Annotated in this window: 18 protein-coding genes; 2 read left to right on the top strand and 16 right to left on the bottom strand. The window is 64.2% G+C overall.

Annotated elements, in window-relative coordinates; genetic code table 11:
• Positions 1 to 92: 92 nt before the first annotated feature.
• A complete protein-coding gene (yaaA, locus tag U1H99_RS08970; RefSeq protein ID WP_323141392.1) occupies positions 93 to 863 on the bottom strand; it encodes a peroxide stress protein YaaA in 771 nt (256 codons plus the stop codon).
• A 45-nt stretch (positions 864 to 908) separates the two neighbouring features.
• Here yaaA and U1H99_RS08965 point away from each other — a divergent pair, with 45 nt between their 5' ends.
• The gene (locus U1H99_RS08965; RefSeq protein WP_323141391.1) at positions 909 to 1,352 is read left to right on the top strand and encodes a PIN domain-containing protein; all 444 of its coding nucleotides are present in this window, start codon (positions 909 to 911) and stop codon (positions 1,350 to 1,352) included.
• 211 nt (positions 1,353 to 1,563) lie between these two features.
• Positions 1,564 to 2,721, top strand: coding sequence for a pyridoxal phosphate-dependent aminotransferase (locus U1H99_RS08960; protein ID WP_323141390.1), 1,158 nt, complete (start codon positions 1,564 to 1,566; stop codon positions 2,719 to 2,721).
• A gap of 436 nt (positions 2,722 to 3,157) precedes the next feature.
• Here the strand turns inward: U1H99_RS08960 and U1H99_RS08955 are convergent, their stop codons facing one another.
• From U1H99_RS08955 to U1H99_RS08885, 15 genes are all read right to left on the bottom strand, one after another.
• Positions 3,158 to 4,867: a DUF262 domain-containing protein gene (locus U1H99_RS08955; protein ID WP_323141389.1), complete on the bottom strand. Its 1,710-nt coding sequence runs from the start codon at positions 4,865 to 4,867 to the stop codon at positions 3,158 to 3,160.
• Positions 4,868 to 5,168: 301 nt separating this feature from the next.
• Complete coding sequence (locus U1H99_RS08950; RefSeq protein WP_323141388.1) at positions 5,169 to 6,422, bottom strand: tetratricopeptide repeat protein; 1,254 nt, start codon at positions 6,420 to 6,422, stop codon at positions 5,169 to 5,171.
• Positions 6,423 to 6,452: 30 nt separating this feature from the next.
• On the bottom strand, positions 6,453 to 7,349 hold the full coding sequence (locus U1H99_RS08945) for an ExeA family protein (RefSeq protein WP_323141387.1): 897 nt from the start codon (positions 7,347 to 7,349) through the stop codon (positions 6,453 to 6,455).
• Positions 7,349 to 9,118: a pilus (MSHA type) biogenesis protein MshL gene (gene mshL, locus U1H99_RS08940; protein ID WP_323141386.1), complete on the bottom strand. Its 1,770-nt coding sequence runs from the start codon at positions 9,116 to 9,118 to the stop codon at positions 7,349 to 7,351. Before mshL ends, U1H99_RS08945 begins: the two co-directional genes overlap by 1 nt.
• Positions 9,119 to 9,145: 27 nt before the next feature.
• A complete protein-coding gene (locus U1H99_RS08935; protein WP_323141385.1) occupies positions 9,146 to 9,517 on the bottom strand; it encodes a hypothetical protein in 372 nt (123 codons plus the stop codon).
• Positions 9,502 to 10,215, bottom strand: a complete 714-nt coding sequence (locus tag U1H99_RS08930; RefSeq protein WP_323141384.1) for a type II secretion system protein GspM — start codon at positions 10,213 to 10,215, stop codon at positions 9,502 to 9,504. The genes U1H99_RS08935 and U1H99_RS08930 overlap by 16 nt, the downstream gene beginning before the upstream one ends.
• Entirely contained in the window at positions 10,212 to 11,840 is a 1,629-nt protein-coding gene (locus U1H99_RS08925; RefSeq protein ID WP_323141383.1) for a hypothetical protein, read from the bottom strand. The genes U1H99_RS08930 and U1H99_RS08925 overlap by 4 nt, the downstream gene beginning before the upstream one ends.
• Before the next feature lie 152 nt (positions 11,841 to 11,992).
• Positions 11,993 to 15,292 carry a DUF6701 domain-containing protein gene (locus U1H99_RS08920; RefSeq protein WP_323141382.1) on the bottom strand — a complete coding sequence of 1,100 codons (3,300 nt, stop codon included), beginning with the start codon at positions 15,290 to 15,292 and terminating at the stop codon, positions 11,993 to 11,995.
• The gene (locus tag U1H99_RS08915) at positions 15,289 to 15,741 is read right to left on the bottom strand and encodes an agglutinin biogenesis protein MshP (protein WP_323141381.1); all 453 of its coding nucleotides are present in this window, start codon (positions 15,739 to 15,741) and stop codon (positions 15,289 to 15,291) included. The genes U1H99_RS08920 and U1H99_RS08915 overlap by 4 nt, the downstream gene beginning before the upstream one ends.
• Positions 15,738 to 16,613, bottom strand: a complete 876-nt coding sequence (locus U1H99_RS08910; RefSeq protein WP_323141380.1) for a type II secretion system protein — start codon at positions 16,611 to 16,613, stop codon at positions 15,738 to 15,740. The genes U1H99_RS08915 and U1H99_RS08910 overlap by 4 nt, the downstream gene beginning before the upstream one ends.
• On the bottom strand, positions 16,610 to 17,245 hold the full coding sequence (locus U1H99_RS08905) for a prepilin-type N-terminal cleavage/methylation domain-containing protein (protein WP_323141379.1): 636 nt from the start codon (positions 17,243 to 17,245) through the stop codon (positions 16,610 to 16,612). The genes U1H99_RS08910 and U1H99_RS08905 overlap by 4 nt, the downstream gene beginning before the upstream one ends.
• A complete protein-coding gene (locus U1H99_RS08900; RefSeq protein ID WP_323141378.1) occupies positions 17,235 to 17,822 on the bottom strand; it encodes a prepilin-type N-terminal cleavage/methylation domain-containing protein in 588 nt (195 codons plus the stop codon). The genes U1H99_RS08905 and U1H99_RS08900 overlap by 11 nt, the downstream gene beginning before the upstream one ends.
• A gap of 20 nt (positions 17,823 to 17,842) precedes the next feature.
• Entirely contained in the window at positions 17,843 to 18,388 is a 546-nt protein-coding gene (locus U1H99_RS08895; protein ID WP_323141377.1) for a prepilin-type N-terminal cleavage/methylation domain-containing protein, read from the bottom strand.
• A gap of 63 nt (positions 18,389 to 18,451) precedes the next feature.
• On the bottom strand, positions 18,452 to 18,934 hold the full coding sequence (locus U1H99_RS08890) for a type II secretion system protein (RefSeq protein ID WP_323141376.1): 483 nt from the start codon (positions 18,932 to 18,934) through the stop codon (positions 18,452 to 18,454).
• On the bottom strand, positions 18,931 to 20,172 hold the full coding sequence (locus U1H99_RS08885) for a type II secretion system F family protein (protein WP_323141375.1): 1,242 nt from the start codon (positions 20,170 to 20,172) through the stop codon (positions 18,931 to 18,933). The genes U1H99_RS08890 and U1H99_RS08885 overlap by 4 nt, the downstream gene beginning before the upstream one ends.
• Positions 20,173 to 20,175: the final 3 nt, after the last annotated feature.

The raw sequence follows: 20,175 nt of genomic DNA, 5'->3' as shown, positions 1-20,175 counted from the left end.
TTGGCAGGTGCGTTCCCACCTCCCGCGGGGGCGACGCTATCCGCATGATAGCGTGCCGGCAGCCGTCAAAATGCGCGGATTTCCACGCTGGCTCAGGCCTCCTGGCGGCGCCGGAACACCCACTGCTTCTCCTTCGACGCCGCGGCATCGAAGGCATAGCCATCCACATTGAAGTCCTTCAACTGCCCCGGATCCGTGATGCCGTTCTCGGCCGCATAGCGCGCCATCATCCCGCGCGCGCGCTTGGCGAAGAAGGAAATGATCTTATACTTGCCGTTCTTCCAGTCCTCGAATACAGGTGTGATCACCGGCACGTCCAGCAGCTTCGGCTTGACCGACTTGAAGTACTCTTCCGATGCCAGGTTGACCAGCGCCCCGGCGCCCGCCTCGGCCGCGTCGGCATTCAGCGCCTCGGTGACGCGTTCGCCCCAGAAGGCATACAGGTCCTTGCCGCGCGGGTTCTGCAGGCGGGTGCCCATTTCCAGGCGGTAGGGATGCATGCGGTCCAGCGGCCGCAGCAGGCCATACAGGCCGGACAGGATGCGCACGTGCGCCTGCGCGTAGTCGAGGCCGGCCGCGTGCAGCGTGCGCACGTCGAGGCCGGTATAGACGTCGCCGTCGAAGGACATGATGGCCTGGCGCGCGGCGCCGTGGTCCGGGTGCCAGTCGGCGTAGCGGGTCACGTTCAGCACGGCGAGCTGGTCGGAGATGCTCATCAGCTCGCCGACCTGGGCCGGCGACCAGGGTTTCAGGACTCCGATCAGTTCGGCGGCGTGGTCGATGAAGCGCGGCGTGGTGGCATGGTGCGTGGTCGGTGGGGTGTCGAGGTCGAGGGATTTGGCGGGGGACAGGACGATCAGCATGGTGCGGAAACTTTGGAGCGGCTCGGTAAAGGTACAATGCCGCACATGATACCTGCTCCAGCGAAACCCATCATTCTAGACACCAATGTTTGCCTCGACCTGTTCGTGTTCCACGACCCGCGCTGGGCGCCGCTGCTGGCGGCGCTCGAAGCTGGCACGGTCCAGGCCGTGACCCGCGCCGACTGCCGCGACGAATACCGGATCGTGCTGCACTACCCTCACCTGCCGCTCGACGAGGTGGCGCGCCTGCATGCCGAGGCACGTTTCGATGCCTTGATCCAGGTAGTGGCGCCCGACTCGCGCGCCATCCGCCTGCCCGTCTGCAGCGACCGCGATGACCAGAAATTCCTGGAAATCGCGCGCGACGCCGGCGCCGCCATCCTCGTCACCAAGGACAAGGCGCTGCTCAAGCTGGCGCGCAAGGCCGCACGCGAAGGGCTGTTCCGCATCATGACGCCCGAAGCCTGGCACAAGAACCTAGGTCAGTAGGCAGGAGTCGCTGCTGGCGCGCCTGGCAAGCGGGTGCGGCGTTGCTCGTCGTCGCATGGAATACCATGCTTCCTCCTCGCGCCTTGCCCGCGCTTGCCATGCATCGCCTACGCGCATGTCGCCATCCGCTTCCCCCTGCCCACTGACCTAGGCTCTAGACGGAAATACCGGCCGCGCTACAATGGGCCATTCGACAACTGCACCGTTCATCATGACCACTCCCGTCCTGCAATCGCGCCTGCCGGCCGTCGGCACCACCGTGTTCACCCTGATGTCCGCCCTCGCCACGGAACATGGCGCGGTCAACCTCGGCCAGGGCTTCCCCGACTTCGGCTGCGACCCGCAACTCCTCGACATGGTGAACGACGCCATGCGCGCCGGCCTGAACCAGTACCCGCCGATGGCCGGCGCCGCCCCGCTGCGCGAGGCCATCGCCGCCAAGATCGCCACGCTGTACGGCCACGCCTATGACGCCAACACCGAGATCACGGTCACCGCCGGTGCCACCCAGGGCATCATCACCGCGATCCTGTGCGCGGTGCATCCGGGCGACGAAGTGATCGTCATCGAACCGGCCTACGATAGTTACAGGCCTTCAATCCAATTGGCCGGCGGCGTGGCGGTGACGGTACAGATGCGGCTCGGCGAGGCAGGCTACAGCGTGCCCTGGGACCAGATCGCGGCCGCGGTCACCCCGCGCACGCGCATGATCGTGATTAACACGCCGCACAACCCGACCGGTTCGATCCTGCGCGCTGCCGACCTGGACGCGCTGGCTTCGATTGTCGCCGGCACCGACATCCTGGTGCTGTCGGACGAGGTCTACGAGCACATGGTCTACGACGGCGAGCAGCACGCATCCGTCAGCCGCCACCCGGTGCTGGCCGAGCGCGCCTTCGTCGTGTCCAGCTTCGGCAAGACCTACCACGTGACCGGCTGGAAGGTCGGCTACGTGGCCGCACCGGCTGCCTTGAGCGCGGAATTCCGCAAGGTTCACCAGTACAACGTGTTCACGGTGAATACGCCGATGCAGCATGGGCTGGCCGGGTACATGCGCGATCCGGCGCCGTATGTCGAGCTGCCGGCGTTCTACCAGCGCAAACGCGACCTGTTCCGGGCCGGGCTTGAGGGGTCGCGTTTTACGCTGTTGCCGGCTGACGGGACTTACTTCCAGTGCGTGCGTTATGAAGGCATTTCGGATCTGGGCGAATCGGAATTCGCGCAGTGGCTGACGCGCGAGATCAAGGTGGCGGCGATTCCGGTGTCGGCTTTCTACAGCACGCCGAAGGAGTCGGGGATCGTGCGGTTTTGCTTTGCGAAGCAGAATGAGACGTTGAGGTCGGCGTTGGAGCGATTGCGCGAAGTTTGAGCTTCCGATCAGCTGCATTTCCAGGGAAATCATCAAGGTTGCATTTATCCCCGAGCGACACTAGAGCAAGCGCGGACAAAATTTCGGCCGGAGCTAGCAGCGGCTTATAGCTCTACTAGCGCAGGCTCAATGCCGTTTAACACTTTGAATAATTACTGAGCGGTACGCCATTGATGCAACAATATTGCAGGCAATGCCGCACACCGTGGATCATACGCTGGCCACACCAAAGCCATCTACACAAACTTCAGAGAATCACAGCTTCTATGCAAGATGCCTTCTGCTCGTCGATTCTTTTTCACGCCTATTCATCGGTAGATTTTCTGGATCGCACAACTCGATCTCAGCACCGCCTAATGCGACCTCATCCAAAAAAAGTCCGAAACGTCGCAACGCATAGCATGCCTTAAGCCCCAGACAGCTTACGTAAATACAATTAAAGTTTTACAGAATAATAAAGAGATTTCGCCATTTCTTTAGCTCTATCTCTTATTTCCTTATCACTCCATGTACTAGTGTTTAAAAGAGCGGCCGCTAAAGGATAATTAATTTCGCGCAAAATTCTTATTTTTTCAGTAGCATCTCTTGCAGCTAGGTTTTCCGCGTTGGTTGGCCCATCAGTTAGTATTAAGTTGCCAATACTGCCGACCAAATCCTCACTCACACCTTCCCTGATTTTTGTTTCTGGTAATAAGTGCTCAATAGTAAGACTTTCATGTTGAATGTTTAATCCGTTTGCGTTTGCGCCCAGTTGCTTTGACAACGCGTACTTCACTACCGGCTTATTTTTTGTGAAATTTGACAAATAATTCAGTGAAATGAATTTCACTTCAAACTCTTCGAACCCAGGAATTTTATTCCCCAGAGACTGGAACAGGGTTCTCAGTATCGACTGAATTTCGCTTTCGGAAGTCGCCATTGTTAGCTTAATTGCGAAACTTGAGTATGTAGTTGCAATTGTGCCTGATGACCTCTGTGAGGTTATCGCATTAAAAACAAAGTGAAAAAATTCAATCTTCTTCAGCGAAGTTTTTAGATTCTTAAGCGATAGCCTACGATCTTCATATGCGCGAAGCAATGCGAGAGTCATTGAATACTGCTGTTTAACCTTAAAAGAATTTAAAGCCAGGAGCGATTCTTTTACTTCTGCTTCTTCTCTAGTCCACCTAGCACCATTCGGATGCAATAACTTGCAGTAGATTGTTGCCACCTCAACTAATTTTTTTAGCAAGATAGACGCATTACCTTCGGCCACTGATACGTATTCTGATATCTGCGAAAAAAGTTTTTTATCAGTAGTGTAAGAGTGCTCTGATATCCAGTAATGCAGCAGAAATGTATCCAAAATATTCGAATCATTCGTATCATCGAACTTTTTGACTAGACTATTCCAAGATTCCTTGGGCGAATCCAATCTGCTGTTTGCAGATTTCATTTTCTTGAGCAAAAGGTTCTTTACGAGATCAGAAGTTTTTAAATCCCGCCCCCTAGCATTCAAAGTTTCAAATATTAAATAAGCATCTTCCTCATTGTCCAGCTGGATGAAAACAAGTTTAAGCGACAGAATCTTGTCTCTCAACTCTTTCAACTTTTGAATAAGGTCAGAATTGATATCCAAAAAAAGACTAGACTGATTTTGCTCGACTGACAATGGAATAAAATTAGTTAGTCGCTGATTTATCAACTCAAAGGCGGATTTAAGGTTTTGTTCTTCTACACCTACCTCGCAATCAATAGCTAAGCCATCGAAACTTTGGATGTGATCTTGAAAATAGGGAAACGATGTTTCGGCATGAATAACAAACTCTTCTGAATTTTCGATATTCGGCTTTTCGATGTATTTATGCACACCTTTAGCTAAGTTTTCCTCACCTAATGCATTAAAAGCATTGCGGACAGCCACCAACATTAAAGTGATTGTTGTAAGGCGCTGTTGGCCATCGACGATACCAAAATATGGTTTTTTGGACTGATAGACGACCATTGACCCAATGAAATAGTTCTCTGTCGACTCATTTACGACATCATTCCAAAAATTCTCTACCTCGTCACGCTCCCAAGAATATGGCCGTTGAAAACGTGGGATCTGAAAATAACTCAGGGAAAAAATATCTTGAATTTCCTTGTCATGCGCTTCTATTTTCATGATAATTTTTTAAATGAGTACTATTGTTCACGCCATCATTCAGATAAGAGAGGATTTTGAAGCTATCAAAAATAAGATTTCTCTAAACATATTAAAGCAACCCTTATTTCCTCATCGCATGTCCAAACTTCGCCATTAATTCACTCTTAACCTTGCGGCTATAGAGAAATTGCATCCAAGATACCGAGCAGATTGTCTCAGTCTCGTAGGCTTGGGACATAACACGCCGAAAATTTTTGTTCACGAGAGCACTTACAAAATTATTGGCTGCACGCGAAATTAAGATACTTTGATATGAGTCCTAGCGCCCCAGCTGCCGAATCTGCCGCTCGACAAACGCCTGCAGCTCGGCCGACAGCACCCCGCTCCCCAGCGCCTTCTGGAACGCCTCCAGCGCCTCGCTGTTGCGCTTCTCGGCCTGCAGCGAAATCCCCATCCCCATCCACCACACGCCATTGCCCGGCACGCTGCGCAGCGCCGCCTGGTACTCGGCCGCGGCTTCGCGATGGCGCTGCTGGCGCTGCAGAGCGCCGGCCAGGAAAGCGTGGTAATCGGGGTTGGCGCCGGCATACGGCAAGGTGCGGGTCAAGGTCTCGATGCCGTTGCCGCCGCGCTCGATCTGCAGGCGCGCCAGCAGCATCGCCAGCGCCGGCTGACGCGGGTCCTGGGTCAGGCCGAGCTGCAGCTGGCGGATGGCGTCGTCGGGGCGCTTGGCTTCGATCAGCAGGCCGACCAGGGTCTGGCGCGCGGGTTCGTGGCCCGGGTCGATGCGCAGTGCGGACTCCAGGGAGGCGATGGTTTCACCCATGCGGCCGTCCTGCATGCTGGCCAGCGCGCGCCGGTAGTCGGCTTCGGCGCGCTGCGACACGCTCTGGTTGCGGCCGGGTGCGTTGCGGCTGTCGGCGACGGCCTTTGCAGGCGCGAAGGGCTTGCGTGCCTGGCGCGCTTCCAGTTCCTGGACCAGTGCGCGGCGCACGGTGCGCGCCTGCTCGCTGTCCGGCTCGACCGGCGCCACTGACTGGTACGCCAGCCGGACCGGCGCCGTGTCGGCGGCGGCCTTTTGCCTCGGCACGGCGCCCTCGCGGCGGGCCTGCGGTGCCTCCGGCTTTGCCGGCCGGGCCTCTGCCTTGACCGGCACCGGCGGCTCGGACGCTGCCGCACGTTCCGCCACCACCGGTGCCGGTTCGGGCGCCGGCGCGGCAGGCAGTTCGGCTGCAGGCGCCGATTCCGGCGCAGGCGCGCCCGCCGGCAGCATGGTAATCGTGCTGGTCATCTGCGGCGGTGCCTTGGCCGCCGCAGGCACGGGCACCGGCACGGCAGCCGGCGCGGGCTTGGCCACCACCGGCGCGCTCGCCACGCCCGGTGCATGCAGCTGCTGCCACCCGAACCATGCCACCGCCACGGCAGCGACGCCACCGGCCACACCAGCCGCAAGCACGCGCTTGTTGACGCCGTGGGGCTCGCGCGCCACCGGCTTGATTTGCGAAGGTAAGGCCTCGCCCGGCGCGGTACCGCGCGCGTCCAGGTCCTGCAGCATCTTGTTAATCAGACTCATCGCTCACTCATTCCGAATGTTACGGTGCGCTCAGCGCAACAGCGCCCAGGCCAGGCCCGCGGCCACGCAGGTTGCGCCCGCGCCCGCCGCCGCCATCCATGGGCGGACACGGCGCGGGCTGGCCGCCAGCGTGTCGCGCGCGGCGGCGGTCACGTGCGCGCCCGCCACCTGGTGCCGGCCTTCGCCGTAGCTCAGCATCAGCGCTTTGTGCGCCAGGATGTTGGCCAGGCGCGGCACGCCGCCGCTGCTGCGGTACAGGCGGCCGATCGCACCCTGCGTGAACAGGCGCGCCCCGCTCCAGCCGGCCACGCGCAGCCGGTGGGCCACATAATAATCGAGGTCGTCGCGGCTGAGCGGTCCGAGGTGGTAATGAAAGGTGATGCGCTGGGCCAGCTGGCGGATCGATTGCAGTTCCAGCTTGCGGTTCAGTTCCGGCTGGCCGAACAGCACGATCTGCAGCAGCTTGCGCTTTTCGGTTTCCAGGTTGGTCAGCAGACGCAGCGCTTCCAGGCTTTCCACCGGCATCGCCTGCGCTTCGTCCAGGCACAGGATCACGTGCTTGCCCTGCCCCGCAAGCTGCAGCAGGCGGTCGGTGATCGCCTTCAGCATGCGGTGCTGGTCGACGTCGCGCTCCAGATGCACTTCGAGCTCGTCGGCCAGCGCCAGCATCAGCGTGCGCGGTTCCAGATAGGGGTTCGGGATATACGCGGTGACGAAGTCCTGGCCCAGCGTGGCCATGAACTTGCGGCACAACAGGGTCTTGCCGGTGCCGACTTCGCCGGTGATCTTGATGAAGCCCTCGCCGCCGCGCGCCGCTACCAGCAGCGTGTTCAGGGCTTCCTGCGAATGCGGGCTGCCGAAGAAGAAGCTGGTGTCCGGGGTGATCCCGAACGGGGCCTCGCGCAAACCGAAGTGGGCCGTGTACATTACCGCATCCCTCGCGCGCGCGGATCGAGCTGCTCGATGCGGCGGTTGGCGTCGAGCAGGTCGTCGTTCCAGTTGTTGATGCCTTCGACGATGGTCGGCTTGATCAGCACCACCAGTTCGCGCTTCTGGTTGACGCGCTTCTTCTGGCCGAACAGGGTGCTCAGCACCGGCACGTTGGTGGCGCCCGGCACGCTCGAGCTGTCGTTGGTCGAGGCCTGGCGCATCAGGCCGCCGATGGCGACCACCTGGCCGTTGGTGCCGCGCACGATGCTGTCCAGTTCCGAGGTGGCCGATGCCGCCAGCGGCAGCGTCAGGTTGCCGGCCGAACCCAGGCTGACATCCTTGTTGACGGTCGAGACCTGGCTCACCGACGGGTGCACGTGCAGCAGGATGTTGCCCTTCTCGTCGATCTGCGGGGTCACGTCCAGCACCACGCCCGAGAAGAAGGGTTGCAGGGTGACGCTCGGCGTGACGGTATTGCTGCTGGTGGACAGCGCGGTGGTGGTGGTCACGCCGGTCACGTAGAACTCGTCGGTGCCGATCTTCAGCACCGCCTTCTGGTTGTTGATCGCCGCCACGCGCGGGCTGGACAGCACGTGCACGGTGCCCTGGGTTTCCAGGAAGGACAGCAGCGCCGCGAAGTTGCTGGTCTGGACCGCCAGGCCGAACATCGAGCCGGCCGAGCTGACCGCGTTCGACAGCGAGAAGCCGGTGCTGGCCGACAGGCCGGTGGCCGGGTCGGTGATCACGGCCGGCTGGCCGCCGCCGAAGGGCAGCGGCGTCAGCGACGCGCCCGGCCCGATGATGCCGCCCGAGACGCGGTTGTCGTGGCTGCTGCGGATCGAGGCGAACGAGGCCCAGTTCACGCCGCTCTGGTAGCTGTCGTTCAGCTCGACTTCGAGGATCTTTGCTTCCAGGATCACCTGGCGGTCGACCGCAAGCTGGGTCGCCTTCAGGTAGGCGTCGACGTTGCGCAGTTCGTCCGGCATGGCGCGGATCACGATCACGCCCGACTGCGGGCTGATCACGACGTTGCGGCCGCCCTCCTTCGGCCCGACAATGGCTTCCACGGCGGACTTCAGGTCGGCCCAGAAATCGTTGTCCGAGGTGGTATTGACGTCGGTGCTCTCGACCTGGCCCTGGTTGGCGCCGTACTGGCTGCTCTGGTTGCCGTTGTTCTGGCCGCTCGTGCCCTGGCCGCCGTTCTGGTTGCCGTTCTGGTTGTTGACGGCGTTCGACACCGAGGTCGAAGTCACGCGCAGGTTGGAGGCGCCGCGCCGCTTGCCGACCAGGTAGTTCACATGGAACATCTTGGTCTGCATGGTCAGCGGCTTGATCGAGATGCGGGTGCCTTCGATCCGGTAGTCGTAGCCGTACATCTCGCGGATGGCGTCCAGCGTTTCGGGCAGGGTCACGTCCTTGAGGTTGGCGGTGATGGTGCCGCTGACGTCCGGGTGCACCAGGATGTTGTAGCGGGTGCCGGCGACGATCGAGCGGAAGAACTGCTGCGCCGGGACGTTGTTGAACGAGACGTTGAAGCGTTCTTCCAGTGCCGGGCGCGCCTTCGGCAGCTGGGTCGCGAGCGCGGCGGCGGGCGGCAGCAGCGCGTCGGCCACGGCGCGGTCGACGCTCGGGGCGGCGGCCGGACGGCTGGCATTGACGCCGGCGACTTCCTTGCGGATCTGGTCGTAGGTCGTGTTGTTCGGCGCGCTCTGGCAGCCGGCCAGCAGCAGCGCCGCGGCGCTTGCGATCAAGGTAGCTCGGGTCATCACACAGGTAAGCGTCTTCTTATGCATTCATTGTCCTCGGGTGGAGCGTGCGGGCGAGATGCCGCCGGCGGCCGGCGGCACCAGGCGCAGCACCTGGCGTTCGCGGCCGCGTACCAGTTCGACCTCGTTGTCGGCGATGCGCGCCACGCGCGCACCGTGGAAATCGTCGCCGGGGCGCAGGGTCTCGCCGTCGATCACGGCCAGGTGGCGGCCGCCGGGCGCGCGCCCGATCAGGATGGTCTGCAGCTGCGGCGCGGCGCTCGGCGCCGCGCTGGAGCCGGCCGTGACCTCCATCAGGCTGGCCGGCGGCCGCATCGGGTCCTGCAAGGCCTGGGCCGCGGCGGCGCCCGCGGCCAGCGTCAGCACGGCGGCCAGCAGGGTCTTCACAGCTTCATCCATTTCTCGTCCAGGCTCAGGGTGTACAGGGTCAGGGTCAGGCGCACGGTCGGGTATTCTTCGACCTCGAGCTGGGCGCGGCCCCAGAACAGCTGGGTCGGCAGCGCTTCCAGCGCCGCCATGTAGTCGACCATGTCGAGGTAGCTGCCGCGCGCGGTCAGTTCGACGCCGTGGCGGAACAGCAGCTCGGGGCCCTTGACGGCGGCAGGCGCAGCGGCGGCCAGCGTGCCGGCGGTCATGCCCTTGGCCTTCTCGCCGGCATCCACGATGCTGCTCAGCGGATCCACCGGCAAGGTGCGCACCGCCACCAGTTTCAGGCGGCCGTTGGCGCGCAGGATCGATTCCAGCAGCGGCGCGATGCGCTCCGGCGGCACCAGGCCGCGCTGCATCGCGCGCAGGTCCGAGCTCAAGCGCTCGGTCTCGCCGCGCACCGCCTGCAGGCGCGCGCGCAGCGGCGCGTCGGGATCCAGGCGGGCCTGTTCCAGCTTGTGCACGATCTCGGCGTTGGTGGCGGCGATCGCGCTCTTTTGCTGTGCCAGCTGGGTGCGCAGCGCATCCTGCTTGCGCTGCAGCGGGCCGAGCACGATGAATTGCGCGGCCACGGCCAGCAGCGCCAGCACGGCCACGAACACCATCACGCGTTCGCGCTGGCTGAGGCCGTCGATGCGGGCAGCCAGTACCTGCCAACGTTGCTTGATCATGGCTGTGCTCCCGGCTTGCCCTGCGGCGCCGACGCCAGGCTGAATTCGACGTACGGCGCCGGCATGCTGGCGTCCTTGCCGTCCTTGCCCGCGACCTTGAGCGCGGCCGCTTCGCCGATTTGCAGGGTGCCCACCGGCGTACCCTGCATCACCTGCTCGTTGCGCAGGCGGCCGAGGAAGCCCGGCACCAGCGCGGCGTCGAGCGCGCGGCCGCGCACCCCGATGTCCTGGCCGCCGCCGCCGATGCTGCCGCCGGACACCCACCCGCCCCCCCCGCGCGGGCGCGCCCGCGCGCGGAAGTATTCGGCATAGCCGCGGGTGTTGCCCAGGTCGCCGCGCCGGATGGTGTCCGACACGCGGTGCAGCGCATCGAGCTGGGCGTTGGCCTCGGCCAGTTCGCCGTCGAGACGCGCGTCTTTCTGGCGCGCCGGGTAGTCGGCGGTGACGCCCGCGAGGCGCTTCTGCACCCCGTCCAGGCGCGCCGCGCCGGCATTGGCCTCGCCCTGCAGGTCGGCCACCTGCATGTTCTCATGGATGCCGGCAGCGGCCAGGCCGAGCGCCAGCACGCCGCATCCGATCGCCATCGTGCGCGCCGTCAGGCGCTGGATCTGCTGCTCGAACTGTTCGTTGAACAGGTTGATCTGCTGCGGCGCGCGGGTGCTGACGCTGCCGGCCTGGACATCGCGCAGGGCCGCGCCCAGCGCCACGAAGAAGCGCTGCTGGAGCGCCGCGTCCTTGAGCTCGGGCACGTGCGCGAGGTCGAACACGGTCGCCAGGTCGAGCGTCTCGACGCGGGTGTAGATGTTGCTCGACAGGTAGTCCTCGAGACCGGTGGCGGCGGTCGGTGCCAGCACCAGTTTGGCCACGCTGATGAAGGAGAACTGGCGTTCGAAGTGGTCGAGCGAGCGTTGCAGCTCGAGGGTGATCTTGTCGAAGGCCTGGTGCTTGCGCTCGCGGTCGGGCTCGAGCAGCTGGGCCAGCGTCACGTCGATGCGGCGCGACAGGTACAGTTCGCTGCGCCAGGACACGGTCAGCAGGCCGCCGTCCTCGCCGAACGACAGCATGGCCACGCCGCGGCCGTCGCGTTCGAGCATGCCCGACACGTTACGCTGGGCCATCTCCGGGATGTCGATCGCGCCCAGCCTGACCTTGGCGTCGGCGAACAGGTTCTGGCGCGCCTTGACGACACTGTTCCTGGCCGCAACGGCGAACACGCTCTGCTGCGGGCGGGCCGCGGCGCTGGCGTCGACCGGAATCTCGAGCGCGTCGATGGTGGCGTCGTCGACCGGGAAGTCGAGCAGGTCCTTGAGGCGCCAGCGCATCGCGGTCCTGAGCTCCTCGCGCGGCACGTTGGGGGCTTCGGCCGACAGCAGCTGGTAGTCGCCGCCGCCCAACACCGTGGCGCAGCGGTAGTCGCCGCTGTGCAGTTCCTTGCCGGCGCGCTCGAGGGTGTCGGCATCGAGGCGGCCCGGGAAGAAGTGCGCATGCATCACCAGCGGCCGCCGGTCGGCATCCGTGGCGGCGCCGGCTGCGGGCGCGGCAACGCTGGCGGTGGCCAGGCCATCGCGCTGCGGCACGATCGCCAGCCAGGCGCCGTTCTTCTTGGGTCGACTAAATAAACGCATGCACGGCCGTGGACATCAGTGGGTTTCGAGGAGTATTCGGTAGACTCTTGATTATATTCAACTCCGGGCAAAAGCCGATACCATTTTTGCACTCAGGAAAAATATTCCCGGTTTCCTTTGCAGAACAACCAAGAAGTCGTTGTGCTGACACCTCACCGGTAGATTTCACGCAGGTAGATCAGCGGATTGCGGTAGACGCCGAAGGTCACGCGCGCGCGCGTGCTCGGCAGCCAGATGCCGGCATTGCCGCCGCCGACCGTCAGGTCGAAGGCGCCGATGTTGGTGCGGCCCGGGCTCTTCAGGCTCAGGCGGCCGACGCCGTTGTTGAGCGGGATGGCCGCGCCACCGAGTGCGGACACCGCGGCGGCGGTGCAGGCGCTCGGCGTGGCGCTCTTGCTGCCGGCGAAGAAGCGCGTACAGCTGTTCGTGACCGGCACCAGCTTGTCGCCGGTCGTGGTGGCGCTGTCGGTGGTTGTGGTCACCCAGGTCTTGCCGTTCCAGTACTGCTCGGCGAGGTTCAGGGGTAGGCTCAGCAGTTCGGAACCGAAGGCGTTGGGGACGAACAGGCGCCCGGACACGACCATCAGGCCATCCTCGTACTGGGCGGCGCGCGTGGTCTCCAGCGTGGCCGACGTGACGAAGATATCCTTGGTCGTGGTCGGGCCGGTCGACAGTCGCTCGCGCATGTTGGCGCGCAGGTAGAACAGCGTCGGCGCCACCCTGCCGCCGGTGGCGGCGGCGCTGCTGCCCGCGACGAAGGGATTGCCGAGCGCGTAGGTCGCGTTGGTCGTCATGGCCGGGAAATCGTAGGGACCACTGGAGGTCTGCAGCGGGTTGGCGGGGTCGACCGCCAACCCGGTCAAGGGCGAACTGGTGGTGTCGTTCGGCTTGACCGCGGCCGTCATCCCCACGTTACGGTAGACCACGCCGCCCACGACATTGGCGTTGGCATTGCCGGCGAGACCGGCCAGGTTGCGGAACAGGGACAGCGGCTGCTCGGTGCCGTCGCGCGGCAGCGCATACGGCGTGACCGTGAAGCTGAACGGCTGGTTCGAGTACACGGCGCCCACCGGCGCGAAGTCGGTCGGGCAGGCCATGTCGGCGGTGCAGGCGAAAGGCGCGACGGCGCGGCTCTCGAAATGGTCGGGATAGAAATGGCCGATCACGCGGGTGCCGCTGACGATCCGCGCCGGATCCGCCTTCACCGCCTTGTCCGGCCCGCCCACCACGCCGGTGCCCAGGTAATCCGTCAGATAGGGGGTGATGGCGAGATAGCCGCCCTCGAACCAGCGCGCCTTGGCATCCAGGGCGCCGGCGATGCTGCCGTTCAGCGTGAAGCCCTGGTCCAGCACGAAGGCCGCGGCGACCAGCTTGTCGATCGCGCCGTCGGTGTCGGCCACTGGCAGGACCGGCGAGGCCAGGGGATTCGCGGCGAACAGATCGAGCTTGAAATTGAGTTCGATCAGGTTGTCCGCCAGTACACCCTTGAGCGCGGTCGGCTCCTTGCCGAAGCTCGGCGCATAGTTGTTGTCGGCCATCAGCGCGCCGAGGCGCAGCGTGAATGGTTCGCCTGCCTTGGCGAAGGCGGTCGGACTCGGTTTCTTCCAACTGTCGCCGACCGTGCCCAGCAGGTCGGCGACGCCGTCGGCGTTACGGAACACGCTCTGAAAGCGGATGTCGCTCGGGCGCGAAATGAAGTCGACCGTCCCCATGACCGTGCCCTGGTAGCTGAGCGACAGGCTGACGCGGCCGACGTCGGCATAGAAGAACGCCGAGCCGTTCGGCAAGGTGCCGGTCGGCTGGTTGGCCGGCACGGTCACGCTGAGGTATTTCCAGGTGCCTTTGCAGTCCAGGCCCAGGCCGGACTGCGCATAGGTCAATGCCACGTTCGAATAAGGCAGGCAGCTTGCCGCCAGGCCAATGTTGAGCGTGTAGTCCGCGTTGCTGACGGCGCTGGCGCGGCCGCCGGACACCGAGGTCACGTAGATCTTGGTGGTGGTGGCCGCAGCGGTCACCGGACCGATGAAACGGTGGCAGCCGGCGTCCCTGGGCGCGGTGACGATCAGGTCGCCATTCCTGCAGACCTCGGTGGTGAACACGACCGACGAAGCGGGGTCGACGGCCGAACCGGTATCCGTCGCCGTATTGTTGCCGGTATTGCCGTCGCCGGTCATGCCGCTCACCGTGGCGGAATTCGTGAAGCTGCCGGTCGTGTTCGGCGTCACGGTGAGGGTCAGCGCGTTCGCCTTGTCGCCGGCGGCAAGCTGGCCGGCGCGGGTGCAGGTGACCAGCGTGGCGCCGTTGCTGCCGGCGGCGCTGCTGCAGCTCCAGCCGCTGCCGCTGGTCGAGACCAGCTTGAGGCCGGACGGCAGCGTGTCGGTGACCGTGATCGGACCGGTTTCGACGTCGGTGCCGACATTGCTGACGTTCAGGGTGTAATAGGCGGTCGAACCCACGCGCAGGTCGCCAGTGCGGGTCATCGACAATGCCAGGTCGCCGTTGCCGACAAAAGGCATGGCGACGATCTCGGCGCTCAGCAGCACCAGATCTTGGCCCGAGCGGTAGGTGGTGGTGGCGGTGCTCTGCCCCGGCGTGATGAAGTTCGCGTTCAGGGTATAGGCGTCGAAGTCGATGCCGTAGCTGTTGTAATCGCCCGTGATGTTGCTGGCCGAGTTGAACTGGTTGCCCGCCGGGTTCATCGCATCGGTTAGCTCCTTGCCGTTGAACAGCAGGTTCTCGCCGCCCTGCGACAGCGTCGCATCGCCTTCCCAGGTGATGTGGCCGATGCGGCCGGTCACGTTGCTCGGCAGCGGATTCGGCACGTTGAAGTTCCCGAGATTGATGACGAAGCCGCTGTTCTGGAAGTACTGGAAGCCTTCGTAGACGTTCAGCAGGCGGAATGGCTCGTCCGGGTGCGAATACACGACGAGCAGCGCGAAACCGCCGACCACGGCCTGCGAGGCGCACCACGGGCTGCCGTTCTCGACGGCCAAGCCGCTGAACGTATACGTCGTGTTCGGATTCAGCTTGCTCCTGACCCGCGCCGTGACATCGGCGGCGCCGCTGAAATAATTGAAGCCGTTGCCGACGCTGCCGGACGTGTATTGGCGTCCGGCATACACCGATACGCCGTCGAAGGTGACGTTGTTGTCCGCGGTGTTGCCGGAGCCGGCCCAGTACAGCTGGGCACTGATGATGGTGGCGCCGGTCGGCACGCCGGACAGCTTGGCCGAGACGCTGCCGGTGATGCTGCAGGAACTGTTGCTGTAACTGTTGTTGCTTGCCGTACGCAGCGTCGCCTCGGTGCCGGTGAAGTTGACCTGGCCGCGGAAGCTGGTGTACTGCTGGATCGCGGTGTCGGCGCGCGCCGCCGGACCAGCCAGCAGCAGCACCAGTCCGAGCAGCATGCCCATGACCAGCGCCGGCCATCGCGACGTGTAGCCGGGCGTCACGCCGACACCTCCATGCGGCGCCGCACGTACTGTGGGCTATTGTTGGGCACGCCTTCGCATAGGTTGTTGGCGTCGGCCATGTTGCAGGCGACCGAGGTGATGTTGGCCGGCGTGTTGGGCCCGCCCGCCTGGTTGCAGCTGACCACCACGGTAAAGCTGCGCAGTTCGCTGTCGGCCGGCATGGCGAGCGTGACCTGGTTGGACGCGCCGGGGCAGCAGCCGGCCGCCGTGCAGCCGCCGCGCAGGCGCCGGAACAGGCCGTACTCGATGCCGGCGCGGGCCGCCTGGTAGGCGCGCGCGCCCTCGAGGTCGAGATCGGCACTGGCTTGCTGGGTGGTGTACAGCGAGACCATCGCCACGCCGAGGCCGGCCAGCACGACCAGCAGGAAGATCGCGGTGACGAGGCCGACGCCAGCGCTGCGCGCCAGGTAAAGAGGTGCTCGCATCATGGTGTATTGTCGACGTGGATCTGGTGGACCAGGCGGATGGCCGGCGAATCGGGGGTGCGGCCGCGCAGCTCGAGCGACACCAGCACCAGACCGGTACGCTGGGTCGCCGCCGTGTCGTAGTTAAACAGGCCGTTGCAATTGGTCAGGCGCGCGGCGACGATGGCGCGTTGGCCGCCGCTCGGGACCGCCGACTGCGTCGCACTGATGGCGTAGCCCCATGCGCGCATCAAGGTCTGGGTGCCATCGCCGGCATCCTGGCAATAAAAGCTGACGGGGCCGCTGACGACGTGGAAGCTGCGTGTTGGCGATGGCAAGGCGGGATCCGCCGCCGCGAACGGGTTGGCGTTCAACTGGACGGTGGCGATACGCCCGAGCGCCGCGTCGGTCGCGGTCGCCGGCACCGCCTGCACCACGCCGGTATTGCCACCGGTGTAGGCATCAGCCTGCGCCACGCCGAGGTTGTAGACCGCCACGCGATCGCCTGCCACCACCTGGCCGAAGCTGTCGGGGGGTGCCAGTACGGTGAACGCGGTCTGCGCCGGATCGTCGAGCGCGGGACGGGTCGGCACGCCGTCCTCGACCGACAGATAGCGCCCGCCGCTGCGGGTCTGCAGGAACTCAAGCGTGCTGCCGTTCAGGACACGCACGCTGTTGGGCAGCGCCAGGCGGATGTCGCGCGCGATGCGGCGCAGCGTCAGGTCGGCCTGATCGGTCATCTCGGCGCGGTCGACGGCGTCGCGGTAACTCAGGATCGGCGCGCGGACGAACACCGCCACGATGCCGGCCAGGATCCCCAGCACCACGATCACCACGATCGCCTCGATCAGGGTGAAGCCACCCGTGCGGCGGCCCGATACGCGCGCGCCCGTCATAGCGAAGCCGGCGCGTAGCGCGTGCGAAAGCCGTCCAGGCTCAGGGACTGGCCGTCGTAGCCGATCGTGACCGTGATGCGCAGGACGTCAGTCTGGGCAGCGCTGCCGCCGCTGCCGATCGCATTCGCGCCGCCGGTGTCGCGCAGCGTATCGGGGCGGATCTTCACGCTCGCCGTGAACCCGGCGAGCGGCAGGGGATTGCCGTTGGCGTCGAGCAGCGTGGTGCCGGCCCCGAACGGTGTCGCGGGGACGTTCGCACCGGCGACGTAATCGTTGATATTGTCGAAGGGACGCTGGTTGTTTGCTTCCGGTCCCCACCCCTCGACGGTGCCGGCGGCGCAGTCGCCCGGCCCTTTCACCGCGGTGGAGGGATTGTCGTCGCCGGCGCGCGGATCGTAGACGTCGCAGTACGAGAACTTGGCGAGTTCCACCTCTTCCAGCAGCGCCTCGGCCAGCATCAGGGCCTGCTTGCGACGCACCGGATCGGCGCTGCGCTGGGTGGTGAGGTTCATCACGCTGATCAGGGTCGTCAGGGCAATGCCGACGATCACGATGAAAAGGATCAGCTCGATCATGGTCACGCCGCGCTGGCGGGCGCGGCCCCGTGTACGGCAGCGCGCGTTAGTAGACATAGCCGGTTTCCTGGGACACCGAGATCTGGTTCGAGACGCCGCCGCCGTCGATGATGACCGTCAGGCCGGCGAACGTACCGCCGCCGGTCGGCACAGGCTGGCCGAGGCCGTTGTAGAAAAACGGGCTCATCGTGCCGGACTTGGGGTTGAACTTGCTGCCGACAGGCCATCCTTCGCACGACCAGCGTTCGGTGTAGACGCCGCCGGCCAGGCACAACTTGCGGGTGGTCGCGCTGCCGCTGTTGGCGCCGGAGGGCGCCGGCACCTGGTCGGCGGGCGCGCACGGCGCGGCCGCGCTGAAGCACAGGCCGAAGCCTTCGATGTTGCCGAGCACCTGCACGTACACCGGGCGGTTCTGGGCGATCGCCAGCTTCTGGGCATAGCGCAGCATGGAACGGCCCTGTTCCGCGAAAGCGGCGACGTCGAAGCCGGTGCGGTCGAAGAAACGCGAGGCGCCGATGGCGCTGAGGATGCCCACCAGGACGATCACGACGATCAGTTCGACCATCGTGAACCCATCCTGGCGAGGGGGAGCGGCTACGGCAGGCGGCACGGGTCGTGTTGTACGGCGCGGCATCCGCCCTGCTCCCTGGTTGCTTAGCTGCAGATCGGGTTGGCGTTGGCGGTCGAGGTCGTGGTGCCGCCGGCGCCGGTGCTGGTGGTGCTGCCGGTCTGGATCACGATCGTCGGCGGGGTGCTGGTGCTGTTGGTCGCGGTGTAGACCACGCTGCAGCTCCCGATTTTGTTGCTGTCGATGCCAACCGGCGAAATCGTCACGGTGGCGCCGGCGCCGGAGCCCGAGACATCGATCTTGTAGTCGTTGGCGCTGAGGCCGGCCGCGGTGGCGAGCCCGGTCACTGCCGACGGATAGCCGTTGATCATGGCAACCGCCAGACCTTCCATCGGCACGGTGCCGGCCGCGGCGACACCGACCGGGTTGACCAGGTACATACCGTGCGCCATCGACGACACCGACGCCAGGGAACCACGCGCCGCCTTCAGCGACGCGATGCGTGCATCGTTGCTCAGGTCGGCAAACCTCGGCAGCGCGGTGGCGGCCAGGATACCCAGGATGACGATCACGACAATCAGTTCGATGAGGGTGAAACCACCCTGGGCAGCGCTTTTGAGGTTCTTCTTCATACGATATTCTCCAGGAAAAATTGGTGCGGATAAGCCGCTTGGGTTAGCTGGGTGACTCGCTGCCTATCCGCTGACTTGATTCAGGGCGAGGCCGACGTAACGTTGTTCAGGTGCACGAAAGAATTCTACCTTGAATCTGAGCAATCTTGCCGTACCGAAAGAAAAACTTTCGGCGTTTGGTAACAGATACACAATGGATTTGTCGCGCGCATCAAACACCCATCCACTGCGCCCGATCTTGCCCGGGTCCACGGCGACAAATTCCCCCAGATAATTGGCTGGTTTTTGCGCCAGCAAGTTCATCGGATTGTCGTCGGCCAGTGCGCGTAGCCTTTCCGTCTGTCCCGCAGCCTGCAGTTGGGAAGCCCGGGCGTGCAGGGCCGTGCGCAGGACGCCGACCAGTTGGCGCGTCGCCGCCAGTTCGGCCTGTTCGCGGTAAAACTCGAAACGGTTCAGCAGCAGCGTACTGACGGTCGCCGCCACAAGTAGCGTGACCGCGAATTCGAGCAGCGTGAAGCCGCGGCGCAGGATCGGCGTTTTCATCATGTGTGGTGCAGCGCGGCCTTGCCCAGGTCCCAGATCGGCAGGAAGATGCCGAGCGCCAGTATCAGCACCATCACGCCCAGGAACACGATCAGGATCGGCTCGATCTGGCTCGACAGGGTCTTCAGCTCATAGTCGACTTCGCGCTCGTACATCATCGCGATCTCGTCCATCAGGTCGTCGATCGAGCCGGACTCCTCGCCCACCGCGATCATCTGCAGCACGATCGGGGTGAACACCTGGGCGTTGGTGGCGGTGCGCAGGATGCTGTCGCCGCGCTCGACGCCGTCGCGCATCTGCTCGATGCGCGATGCCAGGTAGGCGTTGTCGGAAGTCTGGGACACCACCGTCAGCGCCTGCACGATCGGCACGCCGCTGCGGATCGACAGCGCGAAGCTGCGCGCGAAGCGGGCCATCGTGCCCTTGTGGATGATCTTGCCGGCGATCGGCAGGCGCAGCTTGATGCGGTCCCAGGCCAGGCGGCCGCCCGCGGAACGGGTCCAGGTGCGGAAACCGAAGACCGCGGCGACGATGCCGACCGCGAAGGCCGGCCACCATTCCACCGTGAAGCGCGAGGTGCCGATCAGGATACGCGTCATCAGCGGCAGCTCGGTATGGAAACTGTTGAACACCTTTTCGAACTGCGGGATGACGAAGATGTTCACCACCGCCATCGCCGCCACCATCGCGATCAGCACGAACATCGGATAGCGCAGCGCGGTCTTCACGCGCTCGCGCATGTCGCGGTCGAATTCCATGTGGTCGAACAGGCGCAGGAAGACTTCTTCCAGGCGGCCGGTCATCTCCCCCACCCGCACCATGGCCAGGTAGAAGGTCGAGAAGCATTCCGGATGGCGGCGCATCGCGGCCGACAGTTCGCGGCCGGCGTCGAGCGATTCGCGCAGGTCGCGGATCACGCGGCCGAACGACGGGTTGGTGGCCGACTCCTGCAGCCCGGCCAGGCCGCGCATGATCGGCACGCCGGATTTCAGCAGCGTGTAGATCTGGCGGCTGAACAGCTGGACGTCGAGCGAGGTGACGCGCTTGCGGGCCAGGCGCTGCCACACGGTCTCGCCGTCGTCGTTGCCGGTCGTGACCTTGCGCGTGGTCAGCACGATCTCGAGCGGCGTGACGCCGGTGCCGAACAGCTGGTCGGCGATCGCCCCGCTGTCGGCGCCTTCGAGCACGCCCTGCATCATCTCGCCGCGTCCGTTGCGGCCTTTATAAGCGAAGAACGGCACGCT

Origin of the sequence: Massilia phyllosphaerae (genome assembly GCF_034659755.1) — a bacterium.
In the GTDB taxonomy this organism is placed as follows: domain Bacteria; phylum Pseudomonadota; class Gammaproteobacteria; order Burkholderiales; family Burkholderiaceae_D; genus Telluria; species Telluria phyllosphaerae.
Note: the sequence above shows the minus strand (reverse complement) of the source record. Positions and strands in the feature narration are given on the sequence as shown.

Excerpts from the sequence above, each read along its gene's own strand:
- yaaA (WP_323141392.1), bottom strand. The coding sequence starts at position 863 with ATGCTGATCGTCCTGTCCCCCGCCAAATCCCTCGACCTCGACACCCCA.
- U1H99_RS08965 (WP_323141391.1), top strand. The coding sequence starts at position 909 with ATGATACCTGCTCCAGCGAAACCCATCATTCTAGACACCAATGTTTGC.
- U1H99_RS08960 (WP_323141390.1), top strand. The coding sequence starts at position 1,564 with ATGACCACTCCCGTCCTGCAATCGCGCCTGCCGGCCGTCGGCACCACC.
- U1H99_RS08955 (WP_323141389.1), bottom strand. The coding sequence starts at position 4,867 with ATGAAAATAGAAGCGCATGACAAGGAAATTCAAGATATTTTTTCCCTG.
- U1H99_RS08950 (WP_323141388.1), bottom strand. The coding sequence starts at position 6,422 with ATGAGTCTGATTAACAAGATGCTGCAGGACCTGGACGCGCGCGGTACC.
- U1H99_RS08945 (WP_323141387.1), bottom strand. The coding sequence starts at position 7,349 with ATGTACACGGCCCACTTCGGTTTGCGCGAGGCCCCGTTCGGGATCACC.
- mshL (WP_323141386.1), bottom strand. The coding sequence starts at position 9,118 with ATGACCCGAGCTACCTTGATCGCAAGCGCCGCGGCGCTGCTGCTGGCC.
- U1H99_RS08935 (WP_323141385.1), bottom strand. The coding sequence starts at position 9,517 with ATGGATGAAGCTGTGAAGACCCTGCTGGCCGCCGTGCTGACGCTGGCC.
- U1H99_RS08930 (WP_323141384.1), bottom strand. The coding sequence starts at position 10,215 with ATGATCAAGCAACGTTGGCAGGTACTGGCTGCCCGCATCGACGGCCTC.
- U1H99_RS08925 (WP_323141383.1), bottom strand. The coding sequence starts at position 11,840 with ATGCGTTTATTTAGTCGACCCAAGAAGAACGGCGCCTGGCTGGCGATC.
- U1H99_RS08915 (WP_323141381.1), bottom strand. The coding sequence starts at position 15,741 with ATGATGCGAGCACCTCTTTACCTGGCGCGCAGCGCTGGCGTCGGCCTC.
- U1H99_RS08910 (WP_323141380.1), bottom strand. The coding sequence starts at position 16,613 with ATGACGGGCGCGCGCGTATCGGGCCGCCGCACGGGTGGCTTCACCCTG.
- U1H99_RS08905 (WP_323141379.1), bottom strand. The coding sequence starts at position 17,245 with ATGTCTACTAACGCGCGCTGCCGTACACGGGGCCGCGCCCGCCAGCGC.
- U1H99_RS08900 (WP_323141378.1), bottom strand. The coding sequence starts at position 17,822 with ATGCCGCGCCGTACAACACGACCCGTGCCGCCTGCCGTAGCCGCTCCC.
- U1H99_RS08895 (WP_323141377.1), bottom strand. The coding sequence starts at position 18,388 with ATGAAGAAGAACCTCAAAAGCGCTGCCCAGGGTGGTTTCACCCTCATC.
- U1H99_RS08890 (WP_323141376.1), bottom strand. The coding sequence starts at position 18,934 with ATGATGAAAACGCCGATCCTGCGCCGCGGCTTCACGCTGCTCGAATTC.